The sequence below is a fragment of the Flavobacterium sp. DSR2-3-3 genome, assembly GCF_049896585.1.
Classification (GTDB): domain Bacteria; phylum Bacteroidota; class Bacteroidia; order Flavobacteriales; family Flavobacteriaceae; genus Flavobacterium.
On sequence record NZ_JAFCUP010000010.1, the window covers coordinates 15974 to 31582 of the forward strand.

The 15609-nt window shown below is 33.6% G+C and carries 15 protein-coding genes; 4 read left to right on the forward strand and 11 right to left on the reverse strand.

All coding sequences use genetic code 11. The annotated features are described in order from the left end of the window. Positions 1 to 18: 18 nt before the first annotated feature. The 3 genes from ACP7AQ_RS13055 to ACP7AQ_RS13065 all read right to left on the reverse strand — a co-directional run bounded on the left by ACP7AQ_RS13055 (position 19) and on the right by ACP7AQ_RS13065 (position 3653). The gene (locus ACP7AQ_RS13055) at positions 19 to 1791 is read right to left on the reverse strand and encodes a MutS-related protein (RefSeq protein WP_426095771.1); all 1773 of its coding nucleotides are present in this window, start codon (positions 1789 to 1791) and stop codon (positions 19 to 21) included. A gap of 116 nt (positions 1792 to 1907) precedes the next feature. Beyond that, positions 1908 to 2741 carry a universal stress protein gene (locus tag ACP7AQ_RS13060; protein ID WP_426095772.1) on the reverse strand — a complete coding sequence of 278 codons (834 nt, stop codon included), beginning with the start codon at positions 2739 to 2741 and terminating at the stop codon, positions 1908 to 1910. 81 nt (positions 2742 to 2822) lie between these two features. Continuing rightward, entirely contained in the window at positions 2823 to 3653 is an 831-nt protein-coding gene (locus tag ACP7AQ_RS13065) for a universal stress protein (RefSeq protein WP_426095773.1), read from the reverse strand. A gap of 174 nt (positions 3654 to 3827) precedes the next feature. On the opposite strand from ACP7AQ_RS13065, the gene mnmE reads away from it, so the two are divergent. The 3 genes from mnmE to ACP7AQ_RS13080 all read left to right on the forward strand — a co-directional run bounded on the left by mnmE (position 3828) and on the right by ACP7AQ_RS13080 (position 7352). Further along, complete coding sequence (gene mnmE, locus ACP7AQ_RS13070; RefSeq protein ID WP_426095774.1) at positions 3828 to 5216, forward strand: tRNA uridine-5-carboxymethylaminomethyl(34) synthesis GTPase MnmE; 1389 nt, start codon at positions 3828 to 3830, stop codon at positions 5214 to 5216. A gap of 111 nt (positions 5217 to 5327) precedes the next feature. Beyond that, a complete protein-coding gene (locus tag ACP7AQ_RS13075; protein ID WP_426095775.1) occupies positions 5328 to 5810 on the forward strand; it encodes a hypothetical protein in 483 nt (160 codons plus the stop codon). A 390-nt stretch (positions 5811 to 6200) separates the two neighbouring features. Further along, positions 6201 to 7352, forward strand: coding sequence for a saccharopine dehydrogenase family protein (locus tag ACP7AQ_RS13080; protein ID WP_426095776.1), 1152 nt, complete (start codon positions 6201 to 6203; stop codon positions 7350 to 7352). Positions 7353 to 7473: 121 nt separating this feature from the next. On the opposite strand, the gene ACP7AQ_RS13085 is transcribed toward ACP7AQ_RS13080, so the two are convergent. Continuing rightward, positions 7474 to 8337, reverse strand: a complete 864-nt coding sequence (locus ACP7AQ_RS13085) for an EamA family transporter (RefSeq protein WP_426095777.1) — start codon at positions 8335 to 8337, stop codon at positions 7474 to 7476. Between the two features lie 150 nt (positions 8338 to 8487). Next, positions 8488 to 9387 (reverse strand): MBL fold metallo-hydrolase, encoded by a 900-nt coding sequence (locus ACP7AQ_RS13090; protein WP_426095778.1) that lies wholly within the window; start codon positions 9385 to 9387, stop codon positions 8488 to 8490. A gap of 265 nt (positions 9388 to 9652) precedes the next feature. Here ACP7AQ_RS13090 and ACP7AQ_RS13095 point away from each other — a divergent pair, with 265 nt between their 5' ends. Then, positions 9653 to 10717: a metal-dependent hydrolase gene (locus ACP7AQ_RS13095; RefSeq protein ID WP_426095779.1), complete on the forward strand. Its 1065-nt coding sequence runs from the start codon at positions 9653 to 9655 to the stop codon at positions 10715 to 10717. Between the two features lie 19 nt (positions 10718 to 10736). Here the strand turns inward: ACP7AQ_RS13095 and ACP7AQ_RS13100 are convergent, their stop codons facing one another. The 6 genes from ACP7AQ_RS13100 to ACP7AQ_RS13125 form a co-directional block, all read right to left on the reverse strand. Continuing rightward, positions 10737 to 11330: a 2OG-Fe(II) oxygenase gene (locus ACP7AQ_RS13100; protein WP_426065180.1), complete on the reverse strand. Its 594-nt coding sequence runs from the start codon at positions 11328 to 11330 to the stop codon at positions 10737 to 10739. A gap of 400 nt (positions 11331 to 11730) precedes the next feature. Continuing rightward, the gene (locus tag ACP7AQ_RS13105; protein WP_426095780.1) at positions 11731 to 13188 is read right to left on the reverse strand and encodes an AAA family ATPase; all 1458 of its coding nucleotides are present in this window, start codon (positions 13186 to 13188) and stop codon (positions 11731 to 11733) included. A 113-nt stretch (positions 13189 to 13301) separates the two neighbouring features. After that, complete coding sequence (locus tag ACP7AQ_RS13110) at positions 13302 to 14420, reverse strand: vWA domain-containing protein (RefSeq protein WP_426065178.1); 1119 nt, start codon at positions 14418 to 14420, stop codon at positions 13302 to 13304. A 106-nt stretch (positions 14421 to 14526) separates the two neighbouring features. After that, the gene (locus ACP7AQ_RS13115; protein WP_426095781.1) at positions 14527 to 14910 is read right to left on the reverse strand and encodes a YchJ family protein; all 384 of its coding nucleotides are present in this window, start codon (positions 14908 to 14910) and stop codon (positions 14527 to 14529) included. A gap of 17 nt (positions 14911 to 14927) precedes the next feature. Beyond that, positions 14928 to 15173: a hypothetical protein gene (locus ACP7AQ_RS13120; RefSeq protein WP_426095782.1), complete on the reverse strand. Its 246-nt coding sequence runs from the start codon at positions 15171 to 15173 to the stop codon at positions 14928 to 14930. A 12-nt stretch (positions 15174 to 15185) separates the two neighbouring features. Beyond that, positions 15186 to 15335, reverse strand: a complete 150-nt coding sequence (locus ACP7AQ_RS13125) for a hypothetical protein (protein WP_426065173.1) — start codon at positions 15333 to 15335, stop codon at positions 15186 to 15188. Positions 15336 to 15609 lie beyond the last annotated feature (274 nt).

Here is a 15609-nt window from a genome sequence, read left to right on the forward strand (position 1 = left end):
ACTGAATTGATTACTACTTTAAATCACGCCCATTTTTTTCATCAGAAATGTAGCGCTTCTATTTTTACAAATTCCGTCCCGAAGTTTATAATCAAAATGAAGTTCATCATTGATAATCTCCACTTCAAAACATTTGTTGGTTAATATATTTGGATAATCATTAGTAGTCAAACAAACTTCAATATCATGTGTAGCAATTGCTCCTACTGCTCGCTTACCAATAACTTTTTTGACCACTTCAATTGTTCCGTTGCGTTTATCATCTGAATTGGTTCCGCGTAATATTTCGTCTAATAATACAAATGCGGGTTGGTTTTCGAGTTCGTCCATAATTTGCTTTAAACGTTTAATCTCCGCAAAGAAATACGATTCGCTATCAGACAACGAATCAGACAATCGCATGGAAACTAAAACGGGCAAAGGATGTACATTAGCTTGGCTGGCACAAACCGGCGAACCCATTCCTGATAATACCATATTGATTCCCAAACTTCTTAGAAACGTACTTTTTCCGGACATATTAGAACCCGTTAAGATCATAAACGACTCGGGATGAAAACGCACATCATTTCCTATTCTGGTTTTTTTATTCAATAAAGGATGACCTAAATCCTTGAAATCAATTTCGAAATTGGTGTTCAATGTTGGATAAACAAACTCTGGATTATTATACGATAAATTAGCCAAGCTGTTCAACATTTCGAATTCACCAACAACTTTCATCCAATCTTCTAAGGCATCCGCATGATCGTTTTTCCATTGAATTAATGATTTTAAAACATGTACATTAAACAGAAATGTTCCATTAAAAACAATAGCGGTTACAAAATTACCAATACTGTCCATATTAGAAAACAAACCCGCTAACTGTTTAAAATGAACGCTGGCATTTTCTTTTTTGAATGTCAGTTTTTGTTGCAAATCGATTAATTTTTCCGATTTAAAAGATTCATTTTCAATTTTTTGCAGCAACAAACTATATTGATGTATGGTTTTGTCAATGTTTGCGGAATTGGCGATTTCAGCTTGGATACGCTTCATAAACCGTCCTAAAATAATTAAATTAATAACAAATAAATACGACAATATAGAAGCGAAAGTGGTATTGGAAGTCACTAAATAAGCAATCAAAACTCCAAGAAAAAGAACCGGCGTAAAATAAGAAATAAAAACACTCAGTTTAGTTAAAGGCGCACTATTGAATGTACTCCACTTTAGCAAAGTCTCATAATTCGATTGACTGTCATTGCTTATTTTGGCGAAAGCTAAAAATTCCTGACGCCAATCTAATTTTTCGGATAATTCTTTAACAGCTTTATGATTTCTGATAATCGCATCATTTGGCAAAATTGATAGAAGCTGGTTTGCGAATGTTTTTTTTCCAATAAATGTAGCGGTCCTATTTAAGTTTTGGAACAAAGAATGCTCGCCAAAAATATCTAAATCATAGGCATACGGATGGTGAAAATCATTGAATTCCTGTCCGTTTTCGAAAGGGATTTTATTTCTTTCCAAATAAGAAATTTCATTTTCATTTATATCAAGTAAGGCTTGACTGACATGTTTTTCTAAAACTAATTTAGAATGAATGCGCATCAATACAACGAATAGTCCAAAAAGAAAAATGGCGGTAATTATGAAAATAATTTCACTGTTTTTAATGTAGAAATAAATAGAAACCAAAAAAAGTACAATAGTAAGAAGTCTTAAAATACTTATACTATTGTACTTTTTATTGATTGCAGTCAATGCTGTTGAAAAGCGTATCTTTTTTGTTTTGTATATTTCCATAATTCAATTAATGAATTGCAAATATAACGAAATAGATTACTTTGAAGTCTAAATTAAAAGGCAATGGCGATGCTATACTAAATAGAATTCAAGATTTCAATTGAATTTAAACTGTATCAATCAATATGAATCGCTAAAATTGGAATTTCAAAATTAGTGACAATTTTTTTGGTTAAACTAGGTTTGAAAATGCCCTCAAAAAACCCTCGTTTATAAGTGAGCATTGTCAAAAAATCTATTTCTTTGTACATGATAAAATCTAAAATCGTCTCTTTGACTTCATCACTATTAATTACAAAAAACTCAACGGGTTCATTAATAAATTCATCTTCCCATGCAGCAACTGTCTCTTTTGGAACATCCGAATCACTTGTTTTTACATACAAACATTTGACTTTTGCTTTTGTTTTTTTTGCAATATCCAACACCATTTTTAAAGCTTTTTTGTCTTTCATTCTAAAACGGGTCGTGAATCCTATAATTTCAATTTTCTTAAATTTTGCTTCCGCGGGCACGCACAACATCGCAACGTCAATTCCAGAAATTACAGAGCCGGTATTGGTACCCACAAAAAAAGCATCCCAACCTGTCGCTCCGGAAGTACCCATGATTACAAAATCAATTTTATCTTCTTTTATAGATTTTTTAATATTATGAAGTAAATCTCCATCCATTAATCTATGAGACATCTTTATTTTGTCAAGATGTCGCTCTTGAGCTATGGCTCGTAATTTTGGGAGTTCATCCTTAAACATATCAAATTGAGCTAACTCTAATGAATCATAAATGACGGCGTAGTTTTCCGGAAAAAACTGATTGTCATATACTGGCAATTGAAATGTATGCAACAAAATGAGTTCGCCTTGAACAATATTTGCAAATTCTAATGCATGAACAAAGGCATTTGTGGCCACTTTAGAAAAATCGGTCGGAAATAAAATTTTTTTCATTTTTTTTACGTATTAAAATAATTTGTTTACCAAAATAAATTATTAAACTTTATTTTTCAGAATATTCAGAGTAAAATACTTTTATTCATGAATACCAAAAATAGGGATATTAATATGAAACGCCAATTTTTTTGAAAGGCTGATTTGAAATAATTTTTCAAAGAAATTTTTATGATGTACACGCATGGCAATCATATTGATTTTATGTGAATCAATAAAGTTTAAAATAATCCCTTCCACATCATTTCCTGTAACAGAGTGCAACTTAATATTTTGATTATCAATTAATTCTTCCCAATTCCTCATGTTATTATTGTCATCTTCACGGTTTTGGGGTTTTACTCGAAGACAGTCAATATGAGCTTGAAATACCTTGGCCAAAGCCTTAACTTTTAGAAAAGATTGCGTGTCATCCGCTTGGTATTCAGTGATAAAAAGCAAATTTTTTACCGGTTCGTATTTACAACGTTCTGGAATAGCCAAAACAACTGCTTTGACATTGTTCATTATTTTTGTGGCTACTGTTCCTAAAAATGTTTCTTTAAGTCCAGTTGCTCCTTTAGTTCCCATCACAATGAAATCAATAAACTCGTGCTTAGTGATTTTTTGTATTTCTTCAATTAAATTTCCTAAAATCAAAACATGGCTGATTTTTACATGATCCAAATTATTTTCTTCAGCAATTCTTCTTAGAACGGGAACTTCATCTTTATAGTTTTCAAAATTACTTAACTCCGTAACATCATAAATTTCATGTAAATACTCCGAAACATTAATATAATTTGCTTGTGGCAAATGATAAACATGCATTGTTATGATTTCAGCATTAATAGAATCAGCCAATTTTAATGCATACATAAATGCATTGTTAGAGACATGGGAAAAATCGGTTGGGAATAAAATTTTTTTCATAAGAAGGCAATTAACTATAAATCAATGTTCTATAAAATTACAAAACAGAAACGTAAGAAAATCTGATAATTATCACTTTGGCAAATTTTTAACAAAAAAAAAAGTTAATGGTTTGCCTCCTACTTATTGATGCGTACTCAATTTTACTTACTTTTGCATAAAATTGCATAAATTATGATACCTCACGATTCCATAGTGGCATTGGCCACTCCTTCGGGAGCGGGAGCTATTGCCGTTATTCGGATTTCCGGCCAAGACGCCATTACGATTGGAAATTCTGTTTTTAAATCGACTAAGAATAAAGAATTAACCACACAAAAAACCCATACATTACATCTAGGACATATTATGGATGACTTCAAAACTTTGGATGAAGTTCTGGTGTCAATCTTCAAGGGACCAAACTCCTATACGGGTGAAAATACGATTGAAATTTCCTGCCACGGTTCAACTTACATTCAACAGCAAATCATTCAATTATTGCTTCGCAAAGGTTGCCGAATGGCTGATCCAGGTGAATTTACACTCCGAGCTTTCTTAAATGGAAAATTGGATTTATCTCAGGCAGAAGCCGTTGCCGATTTAATTTCTTCCGATAATGAAGCTTCACACCAGATTGCGATGCAACAAATGCGTGGTGGTTTCTCTAATGAAATAGCTAAACTGCGGGAAGAACTCTTGAATTTTGCTTCCCTAATTGAACTTGAGCTCGACTTTGCTGAAGAAGATGTTGAATTTGCCGATAGAACCCAATTTCATGATTTACTAAATAGAATTGAGTTTGTACTGAAACGTCTGATTGATTCTTTTGCGGTAGGAAATGTGATCAAAAACGGAATTCCTGTGGCTATTGTGGGTGAACCCAATGTAGGGAAATCGACTCTTTTGAATGCCTTATTGAATGAAGAACGCGCCATTGTTTCAGAAATTGCGGGAACAACGCGTGATACAATTGAGGATGAATTGGTTATTGGTGGAATCGGTTTTAGATTCATAGACACCGCCGGAATTCGGGAAACGGAAGATGTAGTGGAAAGCATCGGGATTCGTAAAACATTCGAAAAAATTGAACAAGCGCAAGTTGTCGTTTTTCTTTTTGACAGTTCGGAGTTTAAAGTTTCAGGTCTAAAGTTAAAAGTGGAACTGGAAAAAATTAAAAATCAGTTTCCTTTAAAACCTCTTGTAATCATTGGTAACAAAGCCGACAAATTAAAAGAAATCGAAATTGAAAATTTGAAATCGGAAATTCCTGAAATCTTGCTAATTTCCGCAAAAGAAAAACTGGGAGTTGAGGATTTAAAAAATCGATTACTTGCGTTTATTAACACGGGTGCTTTGCGCAATAATGAAACAATCGTAACTAATACAAGACATTACGATTCGTTAATTAAAGCTTTAGAAGAAATCAAAAAAGTAAAATTTGGGCTTGAAACTAACTTATCCAGCGATTTGATGGCTCTTGATATCAAAGAAGCATTATATCAATTTGGAATGATTACCGGACAGGTTACTAATGATGAGTTGTTAGGTAATATTTTTGCTAATTTCTGCATCGGTAAATAAAATTATAAAAAAATATATACTACATTGAAAATCAATATTTTATAATATTTTAACTAAAGAAGGATTTTTTTGACTAAATTAGCAATAGTTAATAATTAAATATTTAGTATCATGAAAACTCCTCTTCTTTTTTGTTTACTGTTTGTCAGTATAGGATTCCAAAGTTGTAAAAAAAATGAAAACGAGAAAGCCGTTAATTCTAAACAAATCCCGGTTGAAAGAGCAATAAGCGTCCAATGCTATAAAGCTTTGTATGAAAAAGATATTATAGATTTAAAAATGAATACTTTAAAAAATGGAAAAATAACCGGCGATATGATGATGAAATTTTTCAATACACCCCAAAAGGTTGGAAAAATTGCAGGAGAATTCAGTGGAGACACGTTATTTGTCAGCTACACCTTTATTCAGGGGGATAACAAAAAAGTAACATTTAAAAATCCGATGGCATTTCTAAAAAGAGGGAAACAACTTATTTTGGGAAATGGAAAAATGCAAACCACTATGGGAGCCACTTATTTTGTCAAAGGCTCACCGATAGACTTTGAAAGTGTAAAGTATAAGTTCACAGCAGTTGAATGTGTGGCTGAATAATAAACATTTAGAATCCACTGTTGCTATTATTGATCTTGATCAAAAAGTGTTTTCTTTAAAAGTTTTTCAAAAATAGCAGTTTATGAAGACATTTAAATTTATTTTTTTAAAACTGACTATCAATTCATTGAAATATACTATGTAATGCTTTAATTACATTTAAAGTATGCTGTCGGGCAGGCTATCCACTGCAAGTCCGCAGGTATCAGTCCATAAAACGACCCCTAAAACGAGCTTCCTGTAGTCGCTGTTTTCGGGTTTGTTTAATAAAAGGACCTCCTCCTTTGCGGGCTTTCCGCTGCTATCCTTGACAGAGAATCTACATTTGATCACAACCAATTTACCATACAACTCAAATGCTTTACCAATAAAAAAGGGTATCTTTAAAATATGAAAAAGCATTATACTATTATTATCGCAGGAGCCGGCGGAATCGCAGAAGCTGTTGGTCTCTTACTGATGGAATGGGGCGAAGTTGCTCCTACTCTCTTTATAGGTGACAGAATGCATTTAAAAGCAAAAAAAGTCGCACGTTGGATTCAAGAAGGAACAACTAAATCATCATCTGTCCACGATTTTCATCTTGCTGAAAAAGGCCTAACGGACGAAATGAAGACAATATTAAATCAAGGAGACATCATTCTCGACTGTTTACCGGGTAGTCAAGCACCCAGAATAGCACAATTTGCCAAAGATTACAATCTACATTATGCAAACCTTACAGAATACGTTGCAGAAACCGAAGAAATAATAGCTTTAGCAAAAGACGCCAAAACTGGTTTTATACTTCAAACTGGTTTAGCTCCCGGATATGTTGATTTACTCGCCAATGGACTATTTCAACAATTTTGTTCAGACTTTGAAGTTGATAAAGTAGACAAACTGGAATTTAAAGTTGGGGCACTGACCAATCATGCCGTTGCTCCACATTATTATGGTTTTACTTGGAGCCCTGTTGGAGTGGCTACTGAATATATAAAAGATACTATCGTGCTTCGGGATTATAAAAAAACGAATCTGTCACCATTATCCGAAAGAGCCACAATCATTATCGATGGCATCACGTATGAAGAGAACCTAACTTCGGGTGGTGCTGCTGATTTGCCGGATGCCTTGTCGGGAAAGGTACGTTCACTTGACTACAAAACCTTACGACATCCTGGACATTATGCTTGGCTACAAGAACAATTGGACAATCTTGAAAATACTTCAGATGCTATTAAAAATTTACAAGAAAAAATGGAAGCCGTAATTCCACATGTTGAAGACGACCAAATCATTTTATATGCAGCAGTGGAAGGCAAAGATGCTACGGGAGTGTTACGCAGACGAGAAATTGCCAAGCGCATTCTTCCGCAAATAGTAGGGAAACATCAGTTACGAGCGATACAAATAACCACAGCAGCACCTTTAGTTCAGGCAGCGCAACTTTTACTTGAATCGTCATTAAGCGGAGTTATACTTCAAAGTCAAATTGATCCAATTCCGTTTTTAAATGGGAATTACGTGGTGCCCGTTTACGGTAAAGTATTAAATAAATAAAAAACCAAATACCTGGAACAACATATCTATAGTTTTCTGTAATAAAGTGAAATGCATCAATAGCAACACGTAAAAACTTTGTTTCAATATGTTAAAAAAAACTTGAATTACAATCAGTAGATTACTGTAATTTTACTGTCTGTGATAACACGATTAAAACAATCGCAATCAAAGCCAGAAACAAACCTGCATAATTCATTTTTGTTAGTTTTTCTTTAAAAACAAAAATCCCTACAAGGCTTCCTATTACAATCACGCCCATGTTCATACCTGCAAAAACTGTAGATGGATTTTCAGCGAAAGCTTTATGCGCTTTTAGATAAAAAAGTATGTTTCCAAAATTGAAAACACCTACTAAACCACCAAAAATAATATTTTTTAATTGCAGTGGTGTTTTAGTTACAATCACGTGATACAACACCGTTCCAATCATGATTGATAACGCAATTCCAAATACCACAAATAATGACGTAGTGTAAGGCAGACTTGTATAGAGAGCGATTTGCTTGAAAAGGATGTCAATAATTCCAAAGCCGAGTAAAACAACCGCAGGATAAATCCATTTATTTTCTGTTTTTTCGGAAGGTTTCGCGAGAATAAGCAGCAAAGCAGGAAAACCTATTAAAAATGCCGTGATTTTTAAAATATTGAAATCTTCGTTGAAGAGCAACCATGCTGCCAAAATAGGTATAAACAGCGAAAGTCTTTGAGCTGCATCGGTTTTTACAATTCCTACCTGTTTTATTGAAGCTGCCAAGAAAAGAAAAATAGAAGGCAGCAAAATTCCAATAGGAATATAAATTGCCCAAGGTGCCGAAGTTCCTAAATTAGTTAAATCGGGACTGAAGAAAAAATAACAAAGAACAAGCGCAAATACGTAATTCCAGGCAACAATTTGAATAGGACTTACGGAGTACCTGCGCGCAAATTTAAATAATACTCCCACGGTTACACTGCAAATAATACTTAAAATCAAAAATAGCATAGCGAATTTTTAGATGGCTAAATTACCATTTATTGTCTTTCCTATTGCTCTTTTATAAAAGTATCGAAAGCGATACTTCAATAAAAAAATAGGATTAATACGGTTTTAGTAATATGAAGGAAAATAAAAGATATAAAAATTGTAGCAATCTTAAATCCTTCGCTGTTCTTTAAGTTTCCAATACCTCAATAAACCATTTACAGACATCCAGCTTGGATTAGCAAACTCATAAGTTTGAATTTCTTCCGCATTCAGTCCTTTATCCAAAAACTGCTTTCTTGTGTATTCCATAAATTGGGGAACTATACTTTCTGGCGGAGTTTGATTGTCATAAAAAGGTTTGATAAAACTAGCCCAATCATCTAGAACTATTTCTAAGCCCGATAATAATTCATCCGGATTTTTTTGCAAATCAAAATGTGTTAGATACAAAGCTCTGGGCTTTAAATCTTTTAATTTTTTGAGGGATTGTTTCCATAATTCAATATTAATATCTGGCGGAGGACAGGGAGGCACAACAGGACCATCTCCTATTTTTACTCCAGCCACATCCCCTGTAAATATCACATCATCAATTTGATATGCATTATGATGCACAGCATGACCCGGCGTATACCATACTTTTATTTGAACATCTCCCAGGTCTACAACATCACCGTCCGTTACCCCAATCAATTGTTGCTCTGGTATTGAGTCCATTTTTCCCCAAAGAAGCTCCATCTTGTCTGTGTAAATCATTTTGGCTGAATTCCATAATTTCTCTGGATTAGCTAAATGTGGAAGTCCAATAGGGTGTACGTATATTTTAGCTCCATTTTGTGCTAATTTCCAAGCTGCTCCGGCATGATCAAAATGAATATGCGTTAAGAATACATGCTGAATATCTTTGATTTCATACCCAATCTTTTTTATTCCTTTAACAAGAAACTCCCAAGTTGATTCCGGTCCAGTTTCTATAAGTATCGGACCTTTTTCCGTTTCAATTAAAAAAGCACCAATAGAATGTTTTTCGGATTGAAAGTGTAGATCAATAGTATGAATTTTATACATGGCGCTGTTTATTTTTGATTGGACAAGTTAGTGCATATTTATTTTAAAATTTCTTTTGATCGGTATGGTTTTAAAAAAAAACATTTAAAATACTCCTGTTTTTTCTGTACAAAAAAAGCACGCGTTTTAAAACCATCCGATTATTCTGTTTTAATGGATAGATAAACTACTATTAAATTCTAAGATGTTAAGAATTATCCAAAAATTTTCACCTTCACAAATCTATTTGTTTTCGGATTACTCTTTTTCAATTACATTATAAAAAATGCGATTCTTAGCAATCAATTACTACAGGGCTATCAAGATATTTCCTGATTTCAGTTACTTTTGCAGGATGGATTCTTTTACTCAAATCGCTTTAGGAATTGCCATAGCTGAAGTATGTGCGGGCAAAAAACTCAAAAACAAAACGGTTTTATACGGTGCGATTTTAGGCACAATTCCCGATTTAGATGTTGTAGTGGGACTTTTTTTAAATCCTGTCGATGCCGTCCTGATTCATCGTGGCATCAGTCATTCTCTTTTTCTTTTTTTGTTTTTATCCCCTGTTTTGGGTTGGATTATTTCAAAAACAGAAAGAGATAAAATCAATTTTGTTCAGGCAACTGTTATGGCTTTTTGGTGTTTGTTTACCCATGTGCTATTGGATGTGTTTACTTCTTGGGGCACGCAAATTTTATGGCCTTTAGACGAACGGTTTGCGCTAAAAACCATTTTTGTAATTGATCCGCTGTACACCATTCCACTTGTTATTGCATTGATTATGGTTTGGAAAACAAAAGACACCATACTTCGTGAAAAATACATAGTCTTAGGATTATTTATCAGTAGTGCTTATCTCCTTTTGTCTTGTTTTATAAAAGTACATGCTTTGAACCAATTTGAAAAAGCATTGACAAAACAAGGAATCCACTATTCTGAAATTATTGTAAAACCTACCGCTTTCAACCTCATTTTATGGAATGCTAATGTAGCAACTGCAGATAATTATGTATTAGGCGACTACTCTCTTTTTGATACGCAACCCATTTCGTTTACTGCTTACAACAAAAACAAAATTTTAGAATCGCAATTAAAAGGAAATTCGGACTTTGAAAAACTGAAGAAACCCAGTGAAGGCTGGTATATTATTTCTCAAAAAAAAGGATCTTTTTACTTTAATGATTTACGCTTTGGACTTTTAGATGACAACCCAAAAAACCCTCAATTTGCTTTCAGCTATCAATTTATTGCAGGCAATGTTGAAATGAAAGCAGTAGAAGTGCCAAAAAGTAAAAGAGACGGAAAGCGATTAATTCAAAAAATAGTTACACGGATGAAGGGAAACTGAGTGTTTTTTTTTATAGATATCAATCACTCTTCAACCAACCCGTAATGCTCATCCTGGTATTTTGGGTAACCAAAACTTCATGCACTAATTCGTCACTTTTAAAGAAAACAGTTTTACCTTGAGTAGGAGCAATTTTTTGATTGTTATCCAATTGATGAATCAGTAATTCGCCACCGTCACTTTCTTTCCAATTGCTATTCAGATAACTAATCATAGAATATTTTCGGCTGGGATTATTTTTGAATTGATCCAAATGCTTTAAATAAAAGTCACCCGGTTCATACAACGAATAGTGAAATTCATATCCCGTAATTCCGGCATAACAACTTTGATTTAAATAAACAATAAAAGCTTCTATTTGGGCCAGGAATTCATTTTCGAATGCATTGTTGTGTTTTTTATCCAACCAATAAATAGAATCGCTTCGTATCGCACCATCATAAGAAACTTTCTCAGAATTACCAATTCCAGCTTGCATCAATAAGCTTTTTTGCTTCAAAACAATCAAATTTTGTCTGAGATTATGGGCCAAATCAGTACTCAAAAAATGTTCAGATATTCCAACTTTATTTTCAATGTAGGAGGCAATTAAATCCTCAAAGTTATTTTCCATGACTTTCGCATTGACTGAAAATACCGCCAACGGGGCAAGGTAGACTAATAAAAATCGTCAAAGACTAATTCTGAAATAAATAAAAAATTAAATGGTAAACTAATAACTTTTGCAAGAAAAAAATAAAATTACAATTTCATTTTTAAAAATATAAGTCATTTAAGAAACTACAAATTAGTAAATTGCTTAGATGACTTACATGCTTACATCTTGGTATGCAAATCAAACCATCAATGTACATTAAATAATTTTTCTGCGTGAAGTTTTTAGACTTTTTAGGTATTGCAAATCAATCTTAAATCAATGAATACCAGTCGCAAAAAAAACATAAAAGTCATTTAAAAAATTACAAAATGTTGGTTCCTTAAATGACTCGTACAGTGAAAAAAAAGTACGTTCTTTATAATTTACTGATAAAACTACCGTAAATATCCTTGAACTGATAGCCTTCGGAGAAGCGGTCTTTACTCAGTTTCTTGTATTCTACCAATCCCCAAAGGATAAATTCCTTCATAAAAAATTTATCTTCTTTTTCTAGTTGCGGTTGATATTTTTTGATTAAAATTTCAAGCGGGACAATACTTCCCAAAATCCTTTCGTATTCTTCATCGGAAGCATCGTCTAATAATTCAAAACCGCTTTCGGCAAAAAACCATTCAATGATATCCGTGTAGGCATTTTTGACGCCTTCTTTTTCAAGTTTTTCAATTTTTGGAAAATATGCAGGGAAAAAAGTATGAATCGCATCGCCCAATAAATGTTGCGCTACAGCGGCAGCTCCCTCCTGCTCACCTTCGTAAACCAATTCCACTTTTCCAGTAATGGCAGGAATAATTCCCATAAAGTCAGACAAACGCAACGTTGTTTTATCAGTACCGGATTTCAGTGCTCTTCTTTCTGCTGTACTTAATAAGTTTTCGAAAGCAGTAATACTTAATCTGGCACTCACGCCACTTTTATTATCAATATATTCGCTGTCTCTTGCTTCAAAACTGATTTGTTCCAATAAATCCCTTGCCAATGAAGGCACGTAAACCATATCATTTTGCGTGACATCAAGTTTCGCTTCCTGCTCTGTAATGGTTCTGGCAATTTTAATAGTTTCCGGATAATGCGTCAATATTTGGGAACCAATTCTATCTTTTAATGGTGTTACAATACTTCCACGATTCGTGTAATCTTCCGGATTTGCCGTAAACACAAATTGCATATCGAGTGGCATTCGCAACTTGAAACCACGAATTTGAATATCTCCTTCCTGTAAAATATTAAATAGCGCTACTTGGATTCTCGCCTGTAAATCAGGTAATTCGTTGATAACAAAAATACAACGATTTGCTCTTGGAATCATCCCAAAATGTATCACACGATCATCCGCATAAGACAATTTTAAATTTGCCGCTTTTATTGGATCGACATCTCCAATCAAATCTGCAACTGTCACATCAGGTGTTGCTAATTTTTCGAAAAAACGGTCACTTCTATGCAGCCAAGAAATTGGAGTTTCATCGCCTTTGAGTTCAATGATGTCTTTGGCAAAACGCGAAATTGGTTGTAAAGGATCATCATTAATTTCGGAACCCGATACAAACGGAATGTATTCATCCAACAACTCTATCATTTTACGTGCTAATCTGGTTTTGGCTTGACCACGAAGACCTAATAAATTGATGTTATGACGCGATAAAATAGCGCGTTCTAGTTCTGGAATTACGGTATTTTCAAAACCGTGAACGCCTTCAAATGTTGGTTTTCCAGATTTTATTTTTTCTCTTAAGTTGGATCGCAATTCATCTTTAATGCTTTTACTTTCGTAACCTGATTTTTTTAATTCTCCGAGTGTTTTTATAGTATTCATTTATTATTTTTTATTGATATTGATATTGCAGTTGACCTTAATTGTTATTGAAATTGCTATTGCTGTTGTTCTCGACTGCGCTCGAACTGACTTATGGAAATCTAAACCGACTACTATTTTATTCTCTTCTTTCGATTTGTTTCATAATCTTCAAAAATCATTTCCCCCAAACCTTGCAATCCGGTATAAAAGGCTTTTCCTTGATTTGATTCTGTAAATTTATTTACAAATTTTTGCAAATATGGATCATTGGCAATCATAAAGGTGGTGATTGGAATGTGTAATTTTCGGGCTTGCTGCGCCTGATTGTAGCATTTATCCACAATGTATTCGTCGAGCCCGTTGCTGTTCATATAATAGGAACCGTCTTTTTCGCGGACACAACTAGGTTTTCCATCGGTAATCATGAAAATTTGCTTGTTGGTGTTACGTTTTCTACGCAAAATATCCATGGCTAGTTGTAAACCGGCGACTGTATTCGTGTGATAAGGTCCCACCTTTAAATACGGTAGATCCCGAATTGCAATGGTCCAGGCATCATTTCCAAAAACTAAAATATCTAAAGTATCTTTTGGATATCGTGTCGTAATCAATTCAGCAAGAGCCATCGCCACTTTCTTGGCTGGAGTAATTCGGTCTTCTCCATACAATATCATACTGTGGCTAATGTCAATCATCAAAACAGTACTCATCTGCGACTTATATTGCGTCTCTTCGACAACCAAATCATTTTCGGTTAACATAAAATCAGCTACTCCATTATTGATTTGAGCGTTACGTAAGCTTTCAGTTAAAGAGATTCGTTCGAGTCCGTCACCAAAATGAAACTCCCGAAATTCTCCAGTGTGTTCATCCCCGTTTCCGGAATGTTTCGTTTTATGATTCCCGCTTCCGGAGCGTTTTAAATTACCAAAAATGTTGTCTAAGGCTTGCTGCCGGATGGCGCGTTCCGTTTTTGCGGTAATACCGATTCCCGAAGTTCCATCTTCTTTTAGTTCATCACGGATATACCCTTTTTTCTTTAAATCTTCAATAAAATCATCGATGGTGTAATGTTCATCTGTGAGTTTATATTCTTTGTCTAATTCCCGCAACCAGTCGATTGCTTCATCAAAATCTCCCGAGGTATGTGTAATTAATTCTTTGAAAATACCAAAGAGTTTATCAAACGGAGATTGAAAAGGTGCTTCGTATTGCTTGAAATAAAATCCTTTTTTATATTCATTTTTCATAGACAATAAAATTACATCAATAAAAATATACTGAATACAAACGTTTATTAATTTTTAGTTAAAAACATTCAGACACCATGAAGTTGGATTTTATTGGGAAGATAAGCTAATTAAAAAATTGACCATCCACATAAAACCAACTTCCATTTTCGAATTTGAAAGTAGAAAGTTCGTGATGAATCTGTTTTTGAAGTTTGCTGTCCAAGAAATAGGCTTTGAATTCCACGTTATTTTCAGTGGACTTTATAATCGCCAATTGAAGCCATTTGTTGCTAGTTGCCCAATGTAAAATTTCAGATTTCGAATACTGACTTCTTTCCAAAATATGGGTTGTTGCCAACAAATAATCGGCTTGATGCGTCACATAAGCGGAATATCTTGAACGCATCAAAGATTCAGCTGTAGGCGCTTTTTGAATGCCTTTTAATACTACTTCACAACAATTCTCGAAATCTTTATCGGAACCGCAATGACATTTGTTTTCAATCATGTTAAATATTAAAAATTTTAAATTGAGCCCGTTACCTGTCCATTGAGCCCAACTATTTTTTGATGCAACTGATTTAACAATACCTGAAAGCGGCTTATTTCGATTAAATCTTCATCTTCGTCAGCAAAATCTAAAAGTTCATCTAATTCCTCGCTAACTTCCACTAATTTATTGTTGGCTTCTTTGGCGTTTTTTTCGGCAACAAAATCAATTATTTGCTGAACTCCATTTTTCACTTGATCAAATTTATTTATTTCCATCATACGAGTTTTACTTTATTCTTCTGAAGCCTTATCTTCATTGAACTTTTTTGTAATTTGTTTTAATTTTTCCTTGCGCAACAATACGGTTTGTTTTGCTTTATCTTGCGCTTTATGCAATTTATCGTTATGTTTTTTAATATTTCTTTCGTTATTTCTGCTCATATCTATACTTTTTAATAATTAAATCAAGTATTTGACTCAAAAACTATTGCAAAGTTCGGTTTTATTATTGAAAATAAAATTTATTTATACTCAAAACGCTACTATTAAAATTGTCTGGTTTACAATTATTCATCCTGTTTACTGATTTACAAAAAAGCATTTTGGAAACAAATACCGAAGAATATGACGATAATTAATAAATTAGTGTGCTCGTACATTTTTTTTCATATCTTTATTTTTAAACTAAATTGTACCTAAAACCTACCAATACAAT